18 protein-coding genes are annotated in these 19,577 nt (G+C 60.0%); 12 read left to right on the top strand and 6 right to left on the bottom strand.

Annotation, left to right across the window (positions count from 1 at the left end):
* Nucleotides 1-34 precede the first annotated feature (34 nt).
* Nucleotides 35-508: an Lrp/AsnC family transcriptional regulator gene (locus PZN02_RS19405; protein ID WP_136504254.1), complete on the top strand. Its 474-nt coding sequence runs from the start codon at nt 35-37 to the stop codon at nt 506-508.
* A gap of 66 nt (nt 509-574) precedes the next feature.
* Here the strand turns inward: PZN02_RS19405 and rpsI are convergent, their stop codons facing one another.
* From rpsI to PZN02_RS19390, 3 genes are all read right to left on the bottom strand, one after another.
* Entirely contained in the window at nt 575-1,042 is a 468-nt protein-coding gene (rpsI, locus tag PZN02_RS19400) for a 30S ribosomal protein S9 (protein WP_280659516.1), read from the bottom strand.
* 2 nt (nt 1,043-1,044) lie between these two features.
* A complete protein-coding gene (rplM, locus tag PZN02_RS19395) occupies nt 1,045-1,509 on the bottom strand; it encodes a 50S ribosomal protein L13 (protein WP_280659515.1) in 465 nt (154 codons plus the stop codon).
* 223 nt (nt 1,510-1,732) lie between these two features.
* On the bottom strand, nt 1,733-2,164 hold the full coding sequence (locus tag PZN02_RS19390) for a PaaI family thioesterase (RefSeq protein WP_280659514.1): 432 nt from the start codon (nt 2,162-2,164) through the stop codon (nt 1,733-1,735).
* 234 nt (nt 2,165-2,398) lie between these two features.
* On the opposite strand from PZN02_RS19390, the gene PZN02_RS19385 reads away from it, so the two are divergent.
* A complete protein-coding gene (locus tag PZN02_RS19385; protein ID WP_280659513.1) occupies nt 2,399-3,220 on the top strand; it encodes an enoyl-CoA hydratase in 822 nt (273 codons plus the stop codon).
* A gap of 3 nt (nt 3,221-3,223) precedes the next feature.
* Here the strand turns inward: PZN02_RS19385 and PZN02_RS19380 are convergent, their stop codons facing one another.
* Nucleotides 3,224-4,060, bottom strand: a complete 837-nt coding sequence (locus tag PZN02_RS19380) for an EamA family transporter (RefSeq protein WP_280659512.1) — start codon at nt 4,058-4,060, stop codon at nt 3,224-3,226.
* 198 nt (nt 4,061-4,258) lie between these two features.
* Between PZN02_RS19380 and PZN02_RS19375 the strand changes: the two genes are divergently transcribed.
* The 3 genes from PZN02_RS19375 (at nt 4,259) to PZN02_RS19365 (ending at nt 6,481) form a co-directional block, all read left to right on the top strand.
* A complete protein-coding gene (locus tag PZN02_RS19375; protein WP_280659511.1) occupies nt 4,259-4,687 on the top strand; it encodes a CoA-binding protein in 429 nt (142 codons plus the stop codon).
* A 124-nt stretch (nt 4,688-4,811) separates the two neighbouring features.
* On the top strand, nt 4,812-6,095 hold the full coding sequence (locus PZN02_RS19370; protein WP_280659510.1) for an O-acetylhomoserine aminocarboxypropyltransferase: 1,284 nt from the start codon (nt 4,812-4,814) through the stop codon (nt 6,093-6,095).
* A 41-nt stretch (nt 6,096-6,136) separates the two neighbouring features.
* Entirely contained in the window at nt 6,137-6,481 is a 345-nt protein-coding gene (locus PZN02_RS19365) for a cupin domain-containing protein (RefSeq protein WP_280659509.1), read from the top strand.
* Between the two features lie 81 nt (nt 6,482-6,562).
* On the opposite strand, the gene PZN02_RS19360 is transcribed toward PZN02_RS19365, so the two are convergent.
* Nucleotides 6,563-7,810, bottom strand: coding sequence for a cytochrome P450 (locus PZN02_RS19360; protein WP_280659508.1), 1,248 nt, complete (start codon nt 7,808-7,810; stop codon nt 6,563-6,565).
* A 215-nt stretch (nt 7,811-8,025) separates the two neighbouring features.
* Between PZN02_RS19360 and PZN02_RS19355 the strand changes: the two genes are divergently transcribed.
* The 7 genes from PZN02_RS19355 (at nt 8,026) to PZN02_RS19325 (ending at nt 18,783) form a co-directional block, all read left to right on the top strand.
* Complete coding sequence (locus PZN02_RS19355) at nt 8,026-8,883, top strand: endonuclease/exonuclease/phosphatase family protein (RefSeq protein ID WP_280661553.1); 858 nt, start codon at nt 8,026-8,028, stop codon at nt 8,881-8,883.
* Between the two features lie 20 nt (nt 8,884-8,903).
* Nucleotides 8,904-10,463 (top strand): phospholipase D family protein, encoded by a 1,560-nt coding sequence (locus PZN02_RS19350; protein ID WP_280659507.1) that lies wholly within the window; start codon nt 8,904-8,906, stop codon nt 10,461-10,463.
* A 282-nt stretch (nt 10,464-10,745) separates the two neighbouring features.
* Complete coding sequence (clpP, locus tag PZN02_RS19345; RefSeq protein ID WP_180940759.1) at nt 10,746-11,378, top strand: ATP-dependent Clp endopeptidase proteolytic subunit ClpP; 633 nt, start codon at nt 10,746-10,748, stop codon at nt 11,376-11,378.
* Between the two features lie 289 nt (nt 11,379-11,667).
* Nucleotides 11,668-12,945: an ATP-dependent Clp protease ATP-binding subunit ClpX gene (clpX, locus tag PZN02_RS19340; protein WP_280659506.1), complete on the top strand. Its 1,278-nt coding sequence runs from the start codon at nt 11,668-11,670 to the stop codon at nt 12,943-12,945.
* A 408-nt stretch (nt 12,946-13,353) separates the two neighbouring features.
* Nucleotides 13,354-15,774 (top strand): endopeptidase La, encoded by a 2,421-nt coding sequence (gene lon, locus PZN02_RS19335; protein WP_280659505.1) that lies wholly within the window; start codon nt 13,354-13,356, stop codon nt 15,772-15,774.
* A gap of 221 nt (nt 15,775-15,995) precedes the next feature.
* Entirely contained in the window at nt 15,996-16,268 is a 273-nt protein-coding gene (gene hupB / locus PZN02_RS19330) for a DNA-binding protein HupB (RefSeq protein WP_136504269.1), read from the top strand.
* 319 nt (nt 16,269-16,587) lie between these two features.
* Nucleotides 16,588-18,783, top strand: coding sequence for an esterase-like activity of phytase family protein (locus PZN02_RS19325; RefSeq protein ID WP_280659504.1), 2,196 nt, complete (start codon nt 16,588-16,590; stop codon nt 18,781-18,783).
* A gap of 142 nt (nt 18,784-18,925) precedes the next feature.
* Here PZN02_RS19325 and PZN02_RS19320 read toward each other — a convergent pair whose 3' ends face one another.
* On the bottom strand, nt 18,926-19,399 hold the full coding sequence (locus PZN02_RS19320) for a MarR family winged helix-turn-helix transcriptional regulator (protein WP_280659503.1): 474 nt from the start codon (nt 19,397-19,399) through the stop codon (nt 18,926-18,928).
* Nucleotides 19,400-19,577 lie beyond the last annotated feature (178 nt).

Below are 19,577 nucleotides of genomic sequence, written 5' to 3'. Positions count from 1 at the left end.
GGTCAGCGGCTTCCTGGCGGGAGGAAATTTCGAAATGCCGTCAGATTTGAAGGAATCGTTCCAACCGTTGCGCCGATTGCTTCGCCTGATCCAGGCCGACGGCGGCCAGTCGCTCGCGGAGCTGGCGGAGAAGGCCGGCATGTCGCAAAGCTCGGCCTGGCGTCGGCTGCAGGAACTCGAGGCCGATGGCGTGATCCGCAAGCGCGTGGCGCTGCTCGATCCGGCAAAGCTGGATCTGAAGCTCTGCATCATCGCCCATGTGACGCTCGAGGACCATCATGACGAGGCGATCGCATCGTTTTCGGCTGTGGTCAGGGACAGACCGGAAATCATGGAATGTTACGCGCTCTCCGGCACGTTCGACTATATGCTGAAGATCCGGGCGGCGGATGTGGAAAGCTATGACGCGTTCATGACGCGCTACCTGATGCGCAATCCGCATGTACGGACGGTGGTGTCGAGCTTCGTGCTGAGGGAGCTCAAGTCGACCACGGAACTGCCGATCTGACTCTTGGAAATCAACGAAAAAAGGCCGGGACATGCCCGGCCTTGGAAGTGCAGTAACTGCCAGCGATTAACGCTTGGAGAACTGGAACGAACGGCGTGCCTTTGCACGGCCGTACTTCTTGCGCTCGACCACGCGGCTGTCGCGGGTGAGGAAGCCACCGCGCTTCAGAACGGAGCGCAGGCCCGGTTCGAAGTAGGTGAGAGCCTTGGCAATGCCGTGACGAACGGCACCGGCCTGGCCGGAGAGACCGCCACCGGCAACGGTCGCGTCGATGTCGAACTGGCCGTCACGGGCAGCAGCGACGATCGGCTGCTGCAGGATCATCTGCAGAACCGGGCGAGCGAAGTAAGCCGCATAGGGCTTGCCGTTGATCGTGATCTTGCCGGAGCCGGGCTTGACCCAAACACGGGCGACAGCGTCCTTACGCTTGCCGGTCGCGTAGGAACGGCCCTGCGTGTCGACCTTCTTGACGTGAACCGGAGCAGCCGGTTCCGCGGTCGTGGCGATATCCTTGAGAGCGGAAAGGTCAGCCATTATCAGGCGCTCCTTGTGTTCTTGCTGTTCAGCTTGGCGACGTCGAGGACGGTCGGCTGCTGTGCTTCATGCGGGTGATTGGAGCCGGCGTAAACACGCAGGTTCTTCATCTGGCGACGGCCGAGCGGGCCCCGCGGAACCATGCGCTCTACAGCCTTCTCGATGACGCGCTCCGGGAAGCGGCCTTCGATGATCTGGCGCGCGGTGCGCTCCTTGATGCCGCCCGGGTAGCCGGTGTGCCAGTAGTACTTCTTGTCGGTGTACTTCTTGCCGGTGAGGACGGCCTTCTCGGCGTTGATCACGATGACGTTGTCGCCATCGTCAACATGCGGCGTGAAGGTGGCTTTATGCTTGCCGCGAAGGCGGTTTGCGATGATGGAAGCGAGGCGACCGACAACGAGGCCTTCGGCGTCGATGACGATCCACTTCTTCTCCACCTCTGCAGGCTTCTGAACGAAGGTTGCCATATCTAAACTCTTTCGTTGGACCCGGAAGCATAGCGCCGGGCTTTTCTTGTTGCTTGGTTTGACCCGCAGGCGGGTCAAAAAAGAAGGCGGCCCGAAAGGGACCGCGATCTGCGGCAGCTTATACGGAAGTGCGAAAATGCCGTCAAGGGCGGATTTTTGCGCTTCGTAAAAGAATGATGTTTAAAATCAGTAAGTTAGCAATGTGGTGTGGACATACCACAAATTAACGCGACGGAATCGAGTATGTCGCCGTGGCATGAGCAACGAGATCGTCCGCACCAACAGGTCTTATCGAAGCGTCGAGAACCGCGAGTCGCTTCCCGAGTTTCAGGATCCGGCAGGTGCATTCGAGCGGCTCCGGCTCAGGCTTTCGCAGGAAGTTGATGTTGAGGCTGGTGGTGACGGCAAGGGCTATCGGGCCGATATGCGCAATCAGCGCGATATAGGCGGATACGTCGGCGAGCGCGAACAGCGTCGGCCCCGAGACGGTGCCGCCAGGGCGAATATGTCGTTCGTTCGGATCGAGCCGCATCGTTGCAAAGCCCGGCCCGGTGCCGGTCACGGCGAAGACCTTGCCGTCCGTGTGGACCTGCGGAAAGTCAGTATCGAGGAAGCTGTTCAACTCGTCGACGGTCATGATCGGCTGCAGCTTCATCGCTTTCCTCCTCTTTTCTTGCACTCGTTACAGGATGTCCGCGGCGATCGCGCAAGCTGGAAAATGGTCTTACAGCGCCGCGCGTCTTGTCAGACGCGCAAAGGACGCTGTAGCACTTTGAACTGCTGCCTGTTTCCTTAAATGGCAACGATTTAAGGAAACAGGCAGCGGGCTTGAAAGAGCGGTTTTAGCGGCGTACCACGCGTCGCCAACGGCAATCATTCGGAGAAGGTCATGGCGGACGTCGTTTCATTCAGGAAGGAAGAGCCGAACGGCTTGCTGCTCCGCGAGGTAAACGGCCCGGTCCTGCGGCTGACGCTCAACAACCAGCCAGCGAATGTCCTTTCGATTGCCTTGATGGAGGCGCTTCTGGCCGAGTTTGATGCGGCCGCCGGCTCGAAGGACATCAAGGTGATCGTGATAGCCGCTGCGGGCAAGCTCTTCTCCGCCGGTCACGATCTCAAGGAAATGACCCTGCATCGCGCCGACGAAGATCGTGGCCAGGCCTTTTTTGAGCGCACGATCCGGCTTGCCGCAGACCTGATGCTGAAGATCACCCGGTTGCCTCAGGCGGTGATCGCCGAGATCGATGGTCTCGCGACGGCCGCCGGCTGCCAGTTGGTGGCAAGTTGTGATCTGGCAATCTGCACCGACAGTTCGACCTTCTGCACGCCGGGCGTGAACATCGGCCTCTTCTGTTCGACGCCGATGGTTGCGCTCTCGCGCGCCGCTCACCGCAAGCAGGCGATGGAGATGCTATTGACCGGCGAGACGATCGACGCCTCCACGGCCAAGGATTTCGGCCTCGTCAATCGCATCGTGCCGCAGCAGTATCTGCGCCAGGTGGTGGACAAATACGCCGCCGTCATCGCTTCGAAGTCGCCGCAGGCACTGAAAATCGGCAAGGAAGCCTTCTATCGGCAAGCAGACCTGCCGTTGGCGGACGCCTATGACTACGCGGTCGACGTGATGGTCGAGAACATGCTCGCCCGCGATGCGGAAGAAGGTATCGGCGCCTTTCTCGGCAAGCGCATGCCGGAGTGGAAAGAAGACTGACCGTCAGGCAAGCTTGAGGAGCAATGCGCCGAGCGCGATGACTGATGCGGCGGCGATGCGCCAGATGCTGACCCGCTCCTTGAGGAAGACAACGGAGATCACGACCGCGAAGAGGATCGATGTTTCGCGAAGCGCCGCGACCGTTGCGACCGGCGCCTTGGTCATCGCCCAAAGCGCGAGCCCGTAGGCGCCAATCGACCCGGCGCCACCGATCAGTCCGCGCCGCCAGTGCTGATGGACATGGCGCAGCACGGGCTTGACGCCGCGGTGAACGAACGCCCAGGCGAAGAGAAGCACGGGTGGCAGCAGCGCCATCCACAGCGTGTAGGAAATCGGGTTCCCGGAGAGCCGCGCCCCGACGCCGTCGACATAGGTGTAGCACGCGATCACGAAGGCATTGGCAAGCGCCAGCAGGATCGCATGCTTGCCGCCCTTGCGGGCTTCGAAGGCGAGCGTGAGCACACCGGCGCAAATCGTCATGATGCCGGCGACGGCGCCGCGGCTCAGTTCCTCACCGACAACGAGGCTGCTCGTTGAGGCGACGATAAGCGGTGCGACGCCACGCATCAGCGGATAGACGAGGCCGATGTCACCGGCGCGATAGGATGCCGCCACCAGCTGAAAATAGACGAACTGGAAGATTGCCGAAACCAGGACGAAGGGCCACGCTTCGGATTTCGGGAGCGGCAGGAACGGCAGGAAAGGCACGGCCACGGTGGCCGCGCCGAGCGCAACCATGGCCGCATCCAGCGACTTTTCCGAACCGGCCTTGACGAGTGCGTTCCAGGTTGCGTGCAGAAGCGCCCCGAAGAGGACAAGCACGATAACGTCAAGCGGCAAAATGAACCTCGGCGGGACGATGTGGAGCGCTCCGGGTTTGTGGAGCGGTGCCGGGCGAAAAGCAACCGGATTCGGTCAGGCGAACGGGAAATCTCCGGACGGTTGTTGAAATGGCGAATGATCCTGCCCGCTTCGGTTGACTTGTGGACATGCGAGGCCAAGTATCCAGACGTGTAAGTGATCCTTGGATATGCCAGCATGAATCATGATGCCTACCCGGACTACTATCTCACCGACATTCTGCGCACGACGAAGACGATCGCCCTGGTCGGCGCTTCGCCAAAGGCCGAGCGGCCGAGTCATCGCGTGATGGCTTTTCTGTTGCGCAAGGGATATCGCGTTATTCCTGTCAATCCGGGTCAGGCCGGGAGGACGATCCATGACCAGCCAGTCGTGGCGAGGCTCGCGGACATCAAGGAGCCTATCGACATGGTCGACGTCTTCCGCGCCGCCCATGCGCTGCCCGCGCTCGTCGACGAAATCCTCGAGCTCCCATCCTTGCCGAAGGTGATATGGGGACAACTATCCGTGCGGGACGACAAGGCTGCGGCCAAGGCCGAGACCGCCGGGATCAAGGTCGTCATGGACCGCTGCCCCGCGATCGAGTATCCGCGCCTGATAGGCTGACCGCTGGATGATGCCTTAATCGCAGACGCTCTACCGACAAATCATGCAACAATGCAAAGTACTTCAGTGACTTTGCGGGTCTGATTACGACTCGCGGCACTGGAGTGGGCGCAGGGAGGAACGAATGACGAAGGCCGGTCCCGGTTTCAGCACGCTTGCAATTCACGCCGGTGCCCAGCCCGATCCGACGACCGGCGCACGCGTGACGCCGATCTATCAAACGACAAGCTTCGTTTTCGACGACACCGATCACGCCGCCGCACTCTTCGGCTTGCAGCAGTTCGGCAACATCTACACGCGGATCATGAACCCGACACAGGCGGTGCTGGAGGAGCGCGTCGCCGCACTCGAGGGCGGCACGGCGGCACTTGCGGTCGCTTCGGGACATGCGGCGCAGCTTCTGGTCTTCCACACGATCATGGGGCCGGGAGACAATTTCGTTGCGGCGAAGCAACTCTATGGCGGCTCCGTCAACCAGTTCGGCCATGCCTTCAAATCGTTCGACTGGCAGGTTCGCTGGGCGGATTGCGTAGATCCCGCAAGTTTCGATGACAAAATCGATGAGCGAACCAAGGGCATCTTCATAGAAAGTCTCGCCAATCCCGGCGGCACCTTCGTCGATATCGCGGCAATCGCCGAGGTGGCGCGGAGACACGGTCTGCCGTTGATCGTCGACAACACGATGGCGACGCCCTATCTGCTGCGGCCGCTGGAGCACGGCGCGGACATCGTCGTTCATTCACTCACCAAGTTCATCGGCGGCCACGGCAATTCGATGGGCGGCATCATCGTCGATGGCGGCACTTTCGATTGGTCGAAGTCCGGCAAATACCCCCTTCTTTCCGAGCCGCGTCCGGAATATGCCGGGGTGGTGCTGCACGAAGTCTTCGGCAACTTCGCCTTCGCGATCGCGGCGCGCGTGCTCGGGCTGCGCGATTTCGGGCCGGCGATCTCGCCTTTCAACGCCTTCATGATCCTGACCGGCATCGAAACGCTGCCGCTGAGGATGCAACGCCACTGCGACAATGCGTTGGCGGTCGCGAAGTCGCTGAGGGAACACGACAAGGTATCCTGGGTCCGCTATACCGGTCTGGACGATGATCCGAACAACGCGCTTCAGAAGCGCTATTCCCCGAAGGGGGCGGGCGCCGTCTTTACCTTCGGCCTCAAGGGCGGCTACGATGCTGGAAAACGCTTCGTTGAGGGGCTCGAACTGTTCTCGCACCTCGCCAATATCGGTGACACGCGGTCGCTCGTTATCCATCCTGCATCGACCACGCATCGCCAACTGACGCCGGAGCAGCAGGTCGCGGCCGGCGCCGGGCCTGACGTCATCCGCCTCTCCATTGGCATTGAGGACGTTGCCGATATCATCGCCGACCTTGAGCAATCCCTCGCGAAGATCTGAAACGCGATGTGGCCTTTCGACCCCTGCCAGATAGGTGTCCCATGAGCAATCTCTTGAAGTTCGATCCCTCTTCCGTCGAAGCAGAGGTTGGAGCGCCGGCGCCCGACCGGCTGATTTCCGGAACCCCCGAGTTTCGCACCTGGAACTTGGAAGAGGCGGGAGGCAGCCTCTATGCGGGCGTCTGGGAAGCGACGCCCGGAAAGTGGCGGATCATTTACGACGAATGGGAATATTTCCACATCCTGTCCGGCCATTCGATCGTAACGGAGGAGGGGCGGGAGCCCATTCACCTGAGAGCCGGCGACAGCATGATCCTCAGACCCGGCTTCAAGGGAACCTGGGAAGTCGTTGAAACGACTCGCAAGGATTATGTCATCCGCCTGTAACATCGCTCCGCCGCGATCAATGCTCCGACCGACCGGCGGAACGCTACGGCGCGCCGCGTCTGAGCGAAGGTCTGCAGCTGACTACCAGACGAGATCCAGACGCTCCAGCCCGTGGAAATGGAAGCTGTCCTTGACATGCGGCTCGTGCTTGAGCCGCATGCCTGGCAGGCGTCGGAAAAGGATCGGAAGGGAAAGCTTAAGCTCGAGCCGCGCGAGCGGCGCGCCGATGCAAAAGTGCAGGCCGGCACCAAACGAGACATTGGGGCCTTCGTCCCGATCCGGTTTGAATGTGCCGGGTGCCGAGAACTTTCGCGGATCGACATTGGCCGCGCCAAGCATCAGCCCGACCTTGTCGCCCTTCTTGAGGGCGATGCCGTCCTCGAGCTCGATATCTGTCAGCGCATAGCGCTGGAAGATATGCAGCGGTGCCGCGAAGCGCAGGCATTCCTCGATGGCCCGTTCCGTCGATTCCTCGGTCGCAAAGAGTTCGCTCGGGAAAAGAACCGATTGCAGGATCGTCCGCACCGCATTGCCGATCTGATGGACCGTTGCCTCGTGGCCCGCATTCAGCAGCAGAACGGTTGTCGAGATCAGCTCGGCGTCCGACAGTCGCTCCCCATCTTTCTCCGAAGTGATCATGTGCGTCAGCAGATCGTCGCCCGGATTGGCGCGTTTTTCGGCGATGACGTCGCGGAGATACGCGGCGAATTCGGCGGACGCTTGATTGGCGTCGAGCTCCGTTTCGAAGCTCGGATTGAAGACGTACATCCGGACCATTCGATGCGACCAGTCGAGAAGGCGAGGGGCCGCCTCCACGGGGATTCCCAGCATGCGCGCGATGATGGTCACCGGGATCGTCTCGGCATAGGCCTTCAGCAATTCCACCTCGCCGTTTTTCTCGAAGCTTTCGATGACGGCGTGCGAAAGCGTCTCGATCTCCGGCTTTAGTTGTTCGATCTGCCGCGAAACGAAAGCGCGGTTGACGAGCGTCCTCAGCCGCGTGTGCGCCGGCGGCTCCAGTTCCAGCAGCGAGTGCGCCTCCAGCGCATCGAAATCCTTCAGATGCGGTTTCGGCTCGGGCATGCCGAGTTCGTCGCGCGTCGCGACATGCAGAATCTGGCGACCGAAGCGGCGATCGCGCAGCAGGCCGTTTACCTGATCATAGCCCGCAAAATACCATTGCTGCCGTTCCTCCCAGAAGAAGGCCGGACATTGCGCATGGAGAGCTGCATAGGCGGGAAGCGGATTGCGGAAGAAGTCCGGATCGCGAACGTCGAGAGAAACGCGGCGGCTCGAACCGTCGATCGAAATACCGGGGACTACGGGCATGACTCAACTCTTCACGTATGGGTAGACTCGCTGCTTCATCTGCATCTCTATTGCGCCGGGCGCGGCTGCCGCAAGCGTAATCGGTCGGCGCGTGTAGGGTGCAGGCTCTCGATGTGAGCCCGATCTTCCGTAAGAAACAAGATGCGTGGCCCGGACTTTTTCGGTGGCACGAGCGGACCTATTTGAGCATGATGCGGCAGCAAGCAGGGAGCGGCATGGCAAAAGTACAGAACAGTTTATCCGCGGGCATTCTGGCGGCGATCCGCAAGCGACGGCCCACGGTCGTGGGGCGCGAGGCGGCAGTGGAGCGCGGAGACATCGTCATCGCCTCCTACAATATCCATAAATGCGTCGGCACCGACGGCCGGTTTGACCCGGCGCGCACAGCCCAGGTTATCAGCGAGATCGGCGCGGATATCGTTGCCCTGCAGGAAGCGGATCAGCGCTTCGGCGAACGGGCCGGTCTTCTCGATCTCGAACACCTGCGGCGCGAGGCGCATCTGGTTTCGGTGCCGATCTCACCCTTTTCAGCCAAAGGGCACGGCTGGCACGGCAATGTCCTCTTGCTACGAGAAGGGGCGGTTTCCGACATCCGCCAGTTGAAGCTGCCTGGTGTCGAGCCGCGGGGCGCGTTGGTCGTCGATCTCGACCTCAAGGCCGGTCCGCTGCGGGTGATCGCCGCCCACCTCGGACTGTTGCGTCACTCGCGAGCCCAGCAAGCCGAGGCCCTTCTGCGCGCCGCCGCCGATGGGGTCGGCCGACCGACCCTGCTTATCGGCGACCTCAACGAATGGCGCATGGGCAAGCGTTCATCGCTCAAGTTTCTGAGCCCGACCTTCGATCCCTCGCACGCGACGGTCGCTAGTTTTCCCTCGCGTTTTCCGCTACTGCCGCTCGATCGGGTGCTTGGCAATCCGCATCATCTGGTCACGTCCGTGGCTGTGCATGACTCGCCGCTCGCGCGTATTGCTTCAGACCATTTGCCGGTAAAGGCATCAATTGACCTGAAGGCCGTTCAAAAAAGCGACAACGATCCAGGTCGCGCCGAGCTGATCGAGACGGATTCGGCTTAAGCAGGCTGAGGCGGCGTGCGATGTTTTCTTGGGTTACGGTATTTCTTGCCGTTGTGATCGCCCTCGCCGGTGCGGCGATCCTTTACATCTACGGGCGGTTTGGGCGTCGTCCCCAGGCGCCGCCTTCCTATGCGCTGCCCGTCGCCGAGAACGAGACCGAGATCGATCTGGATATCGGTCTGCTTCTGCTCGATCATCCTCATCAAAGCGGCGTGGCATTAATATCCGACAGCATCGAGGCCTTTGTCGCGAGGGTGCACTCCGCGCGGCGAGCCGGACGTAGCCTCGACCTGCAATATTATTACTGGAAGGACGATCTGACTGGGTTTCTGCTGACGCGCGAACTCGTCATGGCCGCCGACCGTGGCGTGCGTGTTCGATTGCTGCTCGACGATATCAATGCGGGGATTCATGACCGCCTGTGCATCTCGCTTGATGCGCATTCGAATATCGACGTGCGCCTGTTCAATCCGAGCCGGGCGCGCACAGACCGCCTTCGCCGCGGTTTCGAAATGGCCATCCGCGCCTTCAGCGCAACCCGCCGCATGCACAACAAATTATGGATAGCGGACGGCCGGTTGGCTATTACCGGCGGACGCAATATTGGCGATGCCTATTTCGACGCTGCCGAACTCTCGAACTTTCGCGATCTGGATGTCTGGATGATTGGGCCGGTCGTCGATCAGGCGACGGAGATGTTCGATCGCTATTGGAACAGCGCCTCCGTCCTGCCGATCGCAGCGCTGCGCACGCCGCGCAGGCAATTTCTGCCGGCGCTGCGTGAAACGCTCGATGTGCTTGCCCGCACGCCCGCCGCGCGGTTCTACCTGGAACAGGTCGGCAAGGCGGTCGCTGAGAAGGGTTGCTTTTGGGGCAGTCGCCCGCTTCACCGGAGCGCCGATGTACGCATTGCCTTCGATCCGCCCGAAAAGGCGCTGATGCAGAAGCGCCAGAACTGGCTGCTGCGTGAGCTCTTTCCGCTGATCAACGCCGCCAAGCGCGATCTGCGCATCATTTCCCCCTATTTCATCCCGGGCGCCGAAGGAACGCGCGAACTGACGACGCTTGCCAAGAAGGGGGCGAAGGTGGCCGTGCTGACGAATTCGCTGGCAGCGACGGACGTCGCGGCCGTCCATGGCGGCTATGTGAAATATCGCAAAGGGCTGCTGCGCGGCGGAGTGGATCTGTTCGAGCTTAAGGAGCGCGGGGATTTCATCGACCGTCACCGCATGTCTCTGTTCGGCGCCCGCAATGCAAGCTTGCATACCAAGGCCTTCGTCATCGACGGGATGATCGGATATGTCGGCTCGATGAATTTCGATCCGCGTTCCGCGTCGCTCAACACCGAGATGGGGGTCGTGTTTTCGGATGAAGCTCTAGCCAAAGAACTTCAATCGATATTCGACGACGAGACATCGCCGGAAATGAGTTATAGGCTGGCCTTGGAGAATGGCAGGCCGGTCTGGCGCGATCGCACGAACGGAACGGAAAGATGGCTGCGGCGCGAGCCGGATGCTGGCATTCTTCGGCGGCTGATCGCCGGCGCAATCCGCTTCTTGCCGCTGGAGTCCCAACTGTGAAGCGCGGACGTTTCACGCGAAGCGAGGTTTACCGATCGTTTACCGCCGCATCCGCAATGCCTGTGAGCAATGCGGCGCACACCGGGCGGTAGCGCCGGAAAAATGTTCTACCGGCAATCGGTCGGCAAGCATTTGGGCTTTGCGTAATGTGGCCGCGACCATTGAGCCTATCGAATGTTCGCGACTTGAAGTGAAGGGCATTGACACTCTATGTAAGGACTGAGGCTAATCCGATGATTCCGGTCCGCGAGGGATTGCGGCCCCGATTGATGAAGGTTCGATATGAGAAATCCAGTTGATACGGCCATGGCGCTGGTGCCGATGGTTGTTGAGCAGACCAACCGCGGCGAACGTTCCTACGATATCTTTTCGCGTCTGCTCAAGGAGCGGATCATCTTCCTGACAGGCCCGGTCGAAGATCAGATGGCAACGCTTGTCTGCGCCCAGCTGCTTTTCCTCGAGGCTGAAAACCCGAAGAAGGAAATCGCGCTGTACATCAATTCGCCGGGCGGCGTCGTGACGGCCGGCATGGCGATCTACGATACGATGCAGTTCATCAAACCGGCTGTCTCGACGCTCTGCATCGGACAGGCGGCATCCATGGGTTCACTGTTGCTGGCGGCGGGTCACAAGGACATGCGTTTCGCGACGCCGAATTCCCGCATCATGGTGCATCAGCCTTCCGGCGGGTTCCAGGGGCAGGCATCCGACATCGAGCGGCACGCGAGAGACATTCTGAAGATGAAACGCCGGCTGAACGAGGTCTATGTCAAGCATTGCGGACGGACCTATGAAGAGGTCGAACAGACGCTCGATCGCGACCATTTCATGAGCTCTGACGAGGCTCTGGACTGGGGGCTAATCGATAAGGTCATCACGTCGCGTGAGGCAGCCGAAGGCGCTGAACAGGCTTGATATCAAGCTTTTGTGTCACCACCGATGTAATTGTGACACATTTGTAATGGCTAAGGGGCTTTATCGCTAAGTTAAAGCCGTTAATATGAACCAAAGTGCTGTGTCGGAGTTTGGAAACACGGTGCTCGGGTTTCGGCGGGAGAGTCGTTGCGGCCGAAATTCAGGCGATTGCCTGTTACGGTGAGTACTCCCAAGAACCTTGCGATGGGTGGCAAGCTTTTGCGCAAGGCGGATTGAGTGGTCCGGTATATCTTTCCGAAGGTGTCCGGCGTGCTGGAAGGAAGTGGACATGAGCAAGGTCAGCGGTAGCAACGGCGGTGACTCGAAAAATACCCTCTATTGTTCGTTTTGCGGCAAGAGCCAGCATGAGGTTCGCAAGCTGATCGCAGGGCCGACCGTGTTCATCTGCGATGAATGCGTGGAACTGTGCATGGACATCATCCGCGAAGAGAACAAGACCTCGATGGTCAAGTCGCGCGATGGCGTTCCCACCCCACAGGAAATCATCAAGGTTCTCGACGAATATGTCATCGGCCAGCAGCAGGCCAAGCGTATCCTGTCGGTCGCCGTGCACAACCACTACAAGCGCCTCGCGCATGCCGCGAAGAGCAGCGACGTGGAACTGGCGAAATCGAACATCATGCTCGTCGGACCGACCGGCTGCGGCAAAACCTACCTGGCGCAGACTCTCGCCCGGATCATCGACGTTCCCTTCACCATGGCCGACGCAACGACGTTGACGGAAGCGGGCTACGTCGGGGAGGACGTCGAGAACATCATTCTGAAGCTGCTGCAGGCGGCAGACTACAACGTCGAGCGCGCCCAGCGCGGCATCGTCTATATCGACGAGGTCGACAAGATTTCGCGCAAGTCGGACAATCCTTCGATCACCCGCGACGTTTCGGGCGAAGGCGTGCAGCAGGCCCTCCTGAAGATCATGGAAGGCACCGTGGCGTCTGTTCCGCCGCAAGGCGGCCGCAAGCATCCGCAGCAGGAATTCCTGCAGGTGGACACGACGAACATCCTCTTTATCTGCGGTGGGGCGTTCGCGGGCCTCGACAAGATCATTTCGGCCCGTGGTGAAAAGACGTCGATCGGCTTCGGCGCCACCGTCCGCGCTCCGGAAGATCGCCGCGTCGGCGAGGTATTGCGGGAGCTTGAGCCGGAAGATCTCGTCAAGTTTGGCCTGATCCCCGAGTTCATCGGCCGTCTGCCGGTTCTGGCGACGCTCGAAGATCTCGATGAGGATGCATTGATCCAGATTCTTTCGGAGCCGAAGAACGCCTTGGTCAAGCAGTATCAGCGTCTGTTCGAAATGGAGGACGTCGAGTTGACCTTCCACGAGGACGCTCTGCGCGAAATCGCTAAACGCGCCATCGTGCGCAAGACCGGTGCTCGCGGTCTGCGCTCGATCATGGAAAAGATCCTGCTCGACACGATGTTCGAACTGCCGACGCTCGAAGGCGTTCGCGAGGTTGTAATATCGGACGAGGTGGTCAAGGGCACCGCACGGCCGCTCTACATCTACTCGGAACGGTCCGAAGAGAAGACCAACGTTTCGGCCTAGTCTGCACATCTGATTAAGACGCGCGGCGGTGTAGTCGCTCTCTTTCACGATTGTTTGAAAAGCCCGCCGCGCGCGGGCTTTTCCGTATCGTGCACATAGCTGTTGAGATGAGGCGGCTGCCCGCTCGATTTAATGAAACGCTTGTTGCTAAACCGCGGCAACAACGCGATGATGCGACGATTCAGTGAAGGCTCGTTTGCTGCCTGTCGTTGATGTTTCAGCGTCCCCGCGCAAGGTACGCAACAGCGTCCGGGCATAGGGATCGGGAACTATCCGTGAAGGGGGAGGCTGCGCCGTACCTTGAAAAGGCCGCTCTTGCACTCCACCTTCATGAAGAAAAAATGACAGCCGGGAGTGCCTTAGAGGCTCTCGGGAACGGGCCCGAATTCGGGACGGAAAGGAAATGATATGACGAATAAAACGTCCTCGGCGACTGAAAGCGCGACCTATCCGGTTCTGCCGCTGCGTGACATCGTAGTCTTCCCGCACATGATCGTGCCGCTCTTCGTCGGGCGGGAGAAGTCGATCCGTGCGCTGGAAGAGGTCATGGGCACCGACAAGCAGATCATGCTTGCCACCCAGATCAACGCCACCGACGACGATCCGGAACCTTCCGCCATCTATCATGTCGGAACCATCGCCAATGTGTTGCAGCTGCTGAAGCTTCCCGACGGAACGGTCAAGGTTCTCGTCGAAGGCCGCGCGCGTGCGGACATCGATCGCTATACGCAGCGCGAAGAGTTCTATGAAGCGCAAGCCCATGTGCTCCACGAACCGGAAGAAGATCCGGTCGAGATTGAAGCGCTGAGCCGTTCGGTGGTGTCCGAGTTCGAGAGCTACGTAAAGCTCAACAAGAAGATTTCTCCTGAGGTCGTCGGCGTCGCAAGCCAGATTGAAGATTATTCGAAGCTTGCCGACACGGTTGCATCGCACCTCTCCATCAAGATCGTCGAAAAGCAGGAGATGCTGGAGACGACGAGCGTGAAGATGCGCCTCGAGAAGGCGCTTGGCTTCATGGAAGGCGAGATTTCGGTCCTGCAGGTCGAAAAGCGCATCCGTTCGCGCGTCAAGCGCCAGATGGAGAAGACCCAGCGCGAGTACTACCTCAATGAACAGATGAAGGCGATCCAGAAGGAGCTTGGCGACAGCGAGGACGGCCGCGACGAGATGGCCGAAATCGAAGAGCGCATTGCCAAGACCAAGCTCTCCAAGGAAGCGCGCGAGAAGGCTGATGCAGAACTGAAGAAGCTGCGGCAGATGAGCCCGATGTCGGCGGAAGCGACCGTCGTGCGCAATTATCTGGACTGGCTGCTCGGTATGCCGTGGGGCAAGAAGTCCAAGATCAAGACCGACCTTAACCACGCCGAGAAGGTGCTCGATACCGACCACTTCGGCTTGGACAAGGTCAAGGAACGCATCGTCGAGTACCTGGCGGTACAGGCGCGCTCCACAAAGATCAAGGGACCGATCCTGTGCCTCGTCGGTCCTCCCGGCGTCGGTAAGACTTCGCTCGCCAAGTCGATCGCGAAGGCAACGGGCCGCGAATATATTCGCATGGCGCTCGGTGGCGTTCGCGACGAGGCCGAGATCCGCGGCCACCGCCGCACCTATATCGGCTCGATGCCCGGCAAGATCGTCCAGTCGATGAAGAAGGCGAAGAAGTCCAACCCGCTCTTCCTGCTCGACGAGGTCGACAAGATGGGCCAGGACTTCCGCGGCGACCCGTCTTCGGCGCTTCTCGAAGTGCTCGATCCGGAACAGAACTCGACCTTCATGGATCACTACCTGGAAGTCGAATATGACCTCTCGAATGTGATGTTCATTACCACCGCGAATACGCTGAATATTCCGGCGCCGCTGATGGACCGCATGGAGGTGATCCGGATCGCCGGTTACACCGAAGAGGAAAAGCTGGAGATCGCAAAGCGGCACCTGCTGCCGAAGGCGATACGCGACCACGCGTTGCAGCCGAAGGAATTTTCGGTGACCGACGATGCGCTGATGGCTGTCATCCAGACCTATACGCGTGAGGCCGGCGTCCGTAACTTCGAGCGCGAACTGATGAAGCTCGCCCGCAAGGCTGTGACCGAGATCCTCAAGGGCAAGTCCAAGAAGGTCGAAGTGACGGCGCAAAACATCGCCGACTATCTCGGCGTGCCGCGGTTCCGCCACGGCGAAGCCGAGCGGGACGATCAGGTCGGCGTGGTCACGGGATTGGCCTGGACCGAGGTTGGCGGCGAATTGCTGACGATCGAAGGCGTCATGATGCCCGGCAAGGGCCGCATGACGGTGACCGGCAACCTGCGCGACGTGATGAAGGAATCGATTTCGGCGGCAGCGTCCTATGTCCGTTCGCGTGCGATCGATTTCGGCATCGAACCGCCGCTTTTCGACAAGCGTGACATCCACGTGCACTTGCCCGAGGGTGCGACGCCGAAGGACGGCCCGTCGGCGGGTGTCGCGATGGCGACTGCCATCGTCTCGGTGATGACCGGCATCCCGATCTCCAAGGATGTGGCGATGACCGGCGAAATCACCTTGCGCGGTCGCGTATTGCCGATCGGTGGCCTGAAGGAAAAGCTGTTGGCAGCTCTGCGCGGCGGCATCAAGAAGGTGCTGATCCCCGAGGAGAACGCCAAGGATCTCGCCGAGATCCCGGACAATGTGAAGAACAACCTCGAAATCATCCCGGTTTCGCGGATGGGCGAGGTGCTCGAACATGCCCTGACGCGTCGCCCCGAACCGATCGAATGGGACCCGGCGAACCAGCCGGCGCCGGTCGCGGCGGTCGATTCGCAGGACGAAGCGGGCGCTTCGATCGCGCACTGATCAAGTCCCGGAAGGGGCGCGGGACTGTGTCCCGCTTGCGCCCCTCGCCAGAAAAACAAGGAAGACCGGCACTTTGCCGGTCTTTTTTGTTGTAAAAACTCTCCGCAAGCCTTGCATTCCAAGGGATTAGGCGCAATTGGGAATGGCAAGACGTGGGCGATGCGCAAGCCGCCCCGGCTTAACAAGACAGTCGTTTCGAACCAATTGAAAGGGGTGGAAACATGAACAAAAATGAGCTCGTGTCTGCCGTTGCTGAGAAGGCCGGACTTTCCAAGACCGATGCGTCTTCTGCAGTTGATGCAGTTTTCGAGACCATCCAGGCTGAACTGAAGAACGGTGGCGACATCCGCCTCGTCGGTTTCGGCAACTTCTCCGTGACCCGCCGCGAAGCCTCGAAGGGCCGCAACCCGTCCACGGGCGCGGAAGTTGATATCCCGGCCCGCAACGTGCCGAAGTTCACGGCCGGCAAGGGCCTCAAGGACGCTGTCAACTAATCAGGTGTTTGCGGGTTCCAGAACCCGAGCGAACATCGCATTGCACCCTGTCTTGCCGTTCCCCTTGTGAGAACATAGGCAGCAGAGAGGTTCATGTTTCATCTGCCGCGGCGCCGCTTGATGGCGGAAGCAAGCAAGCAGATCAATTGAGGCCCGGTCCGTCCGGGCCTCTTTTCGTTTCTATCGCCGTGTCATTGAGCTGTTACACGACGGTTGCAAAAGCCTCCCATCCGGCGCGTGAAACGATCCAGCGATTCCGGATGCCAACAGCGGCACAGCGCAGGGGCTATTTGCCATGTGTCGCGACACGGAGGGACACATGAAGACATTTTCAATCACCACAGCATTGGCGGCAGCGCTCGCCGCATCGACGGCATCAGCCGTGCATGCAGAACAGGTTTTCAACCGCGTCGCATCCTTTGCCGTCATGGACAATCTGCCGGAAGGCGCAGATCGCAAGGCCGCGACCTCGGCCGAAATCATAACGGCAAGCGAAGATGGCAACACGCTCATCTATTCCGACAGCCCCGGAAAGCGCGTCGGCTTCGTCGACATCACCGATGCCAAAGCACCGAAGGCGGGCGGCATTGTGTCTTTCGATGGTGAGCCGACTTCGGTTGCAGTTGCTGGCGCGAAGGCGCTTGTTGCTGTCAACACGCGCGAAAGCTTTGCCAAGCCCTCCGGTCTCGTTGCTGTGGTCGATCTCGCGACGAAAAAGATTGACGCGACTTGCGACCTTGGCGGCCAGCCGGACTCGATTGCGATCAACAAGGACAAGACGCTCGCCACGATCGCGATCGAAAACGAGCGTGACGAGGAGGTGAACGACGGGCAGATTCCGCAAATGCCGGCCGGCGATCTGGTGATCCTCTCGTTGAAGGATGGTGTCGCCGATTGCTCGAGCATCAAGCGCGTGGCGCTGACTGGTCTCGCCGAGATAGCCGGGGAAGACCCGGAGCCGGAATTCGTCGCCTTCAACGGCAAGGACGAAATTGCGCTGACGCTGCAGGAAAATAACCACATCGTCATCATCGACGGCAAATCCGGTGCCGTGAAGACGCATTTCTCGGCCGGCACGGTCGATCTCAAGAACATAGATGTCAAGCGCGACGGTGCAATCTCGTTTACCGGCGAGCAGGCCGGCCGCAAGCGTGAACCGGATGCAGTGAAATGGCTCGACGATAACCGTCTGGTCGTCGCCAACGAGGGCGACTACGAGGGCGGCGCGCGCGGCTTCACGATCTTCGATACGACGGGCAAGGTACTGTTCGAATCCGGTGCAGCCTTCGAACATGCGATCGCGGCGATCGGCCACTATCCGGACAAAAGATCGTCTGCGAAAGGCGTCGAGCCGGAAGGCCTCGAAGCGGCACGCTTCGGTGACGACAATCTCTTCTTCGTGCTCTCGGAACGCGCCTCGATCGTTGGCGTCTACAAGGACACCGGCACGGAACCCGAGCCGCTCCAGCTTCTCCCGTCCGGCGTATCTCCCGAAGGCGCAGTCGCGATTCCGGGTCGTAACCTGTTCGCGACGGCGAACGAAGTCGATCTCGTCGAGGACGGTGGTGCGCGCGCCCATGTCATGATCTATGAACGGGCGGACGGCGACGCCGTCTATCCGCAGATCCGCTCCGCTCAGAAGGATGGGCTGCCCATCGGCTTCGGCGCGCTCTCAGGGCTCGCTGCGGTCGAAGACAAGCCCGGTTTCCTGCGTGCGGTCAACGACTCGGTCTTTGCCTCCCGGCCGACGATCTACACGATCGACGCCTCGCAGAAACCGGCCGTGATCACCGAAGCACTGCCGATCACCCGTGACGGTTCGTCGGCCCAGAAGCTCGACATCGAAGGCATCGCTAATGACGGCGAAGGCGGCTTCTGGCTCGCCTCCGAAGGCAACTCGGACAAGCTTTACAGCCACGCGATCTTCCACGTGAACAAGAAGGGCGAGATCAAGGAAGAGATCGCGCTGCCGGAAGAACTGCGCGCGAACGAGATTCGCTATGGCTTCGAAGGCATTGCGGCGGTCGGCGAGGGCGATAACCAAGTCCTTTGGATGGCAGTCCAGCGTGAATGGAAGGATGACGAGAAAGGTTTCGTCAAACTCGTCTCCTACAAGCCGGCGAGCAAGGAGTGGGGCGCCGTGCGCTATCCGCTCGACAAGGCGGAAGAAGGTTGGGTCGGTCTTTCGGAAATCACCGTCCATGGCGACTATGTCTATGTCATCGAGCGCGACAACCTGATCGGGCAAGCGGCCAAGCTGAAGAAGCTCTACCGCATTGCGCTTGCCGACCTGAAGCCGGCTGCACTCGGCGGCGAACTGCCGGTCGTCAAGAAGGAAGAGGTGCGTGATCTCATTCCGGAACTCAAGGCGCTGAACGGCTACGTCGTCGACAAGGTCGAGGGCTTCACGGTTGACGCGGCTGGAAACGGTTATGTCGTCACGGACAACGATGGCGTCGACGACTCCTCCGGCGAGACCCTGTTCTTCTCCATCGGCGCGATCAACGCAATGTAAGCGCAAACGCCTGGAGAAACGCAAGGGGCCAGGACATGACGTCCCGGCCCCTTCTGATTCTTCAAGCTTTTCAGTGTCGCTTGCCGCCGAGTCTAGGGCTGGATGAGGAAAAGTGTGCGCGGCTTTTCGCCCGGATCCCACTCTAGCGCGCGACGGCCACCTCTGCCTCTTCGGCCTCTTCCTTGCGTTTGCGGATTTCGTCGGTCTTTTCCACGAGCTTGCTGACGATGTCGTAAAGCTGGTCGAGTTGCTCGTCATCGAGCGCCGAGAAGATTTCCTCGATGAGTTGCTTGCGCGGATGTTCGGCCGCTTCGAGCACGATCCGGCCGGTCTCTGTGATCGAGACGATTTTCGCGCGGCGGTCCTCGGGGTCAGGCTTCCTCATCACCAGACGGTCGCGCTCAAGTCCGTCAATCGCCTCGGTGACGGTCCTCGGCGCGAAGTTGAGCGCACAGGCGATATCCGTGGATCGGCAAGGCCCCAGCTTGCTCAGAAAGAACAGGAACTTGCTTCGGGCAAGCGATACGCCTTCCTCCGTCATCGACTCGTTCACCAGGCGATGAACGCGATGATAAAGTTCGAACAGCTTGTCGGAAACTTCGAATGTCTTCTTCATGACCTTCATAGGTATATGTTGAGGTGCCATGTCAAATGGCAGTAACACTATTGATAGTTACAAATGGCACATTTGTCGACAAAAACCTCCTAATTCTTACGGCGTCCTTGTTCAGCAATAGGAAACGGTCCCGTTGTCGAGGGCGTTTGTATGCTCAGCTGGGCAACTGCCACCCGGA

The sequence above is a fragment of the Sinorhizobium garamanticum genome, from assembly GCF_029892065.1.
Lineage (GTDB): Bacteria > Pseudomonadota > Alphaproteobacteria > Rhizobiales > Rhizobiaceae > Sinorhizobium > Sinorhizobium garamanticum.
This window is presented reverse-complemented; position numbering and strand designations above follow the sequence as displayed.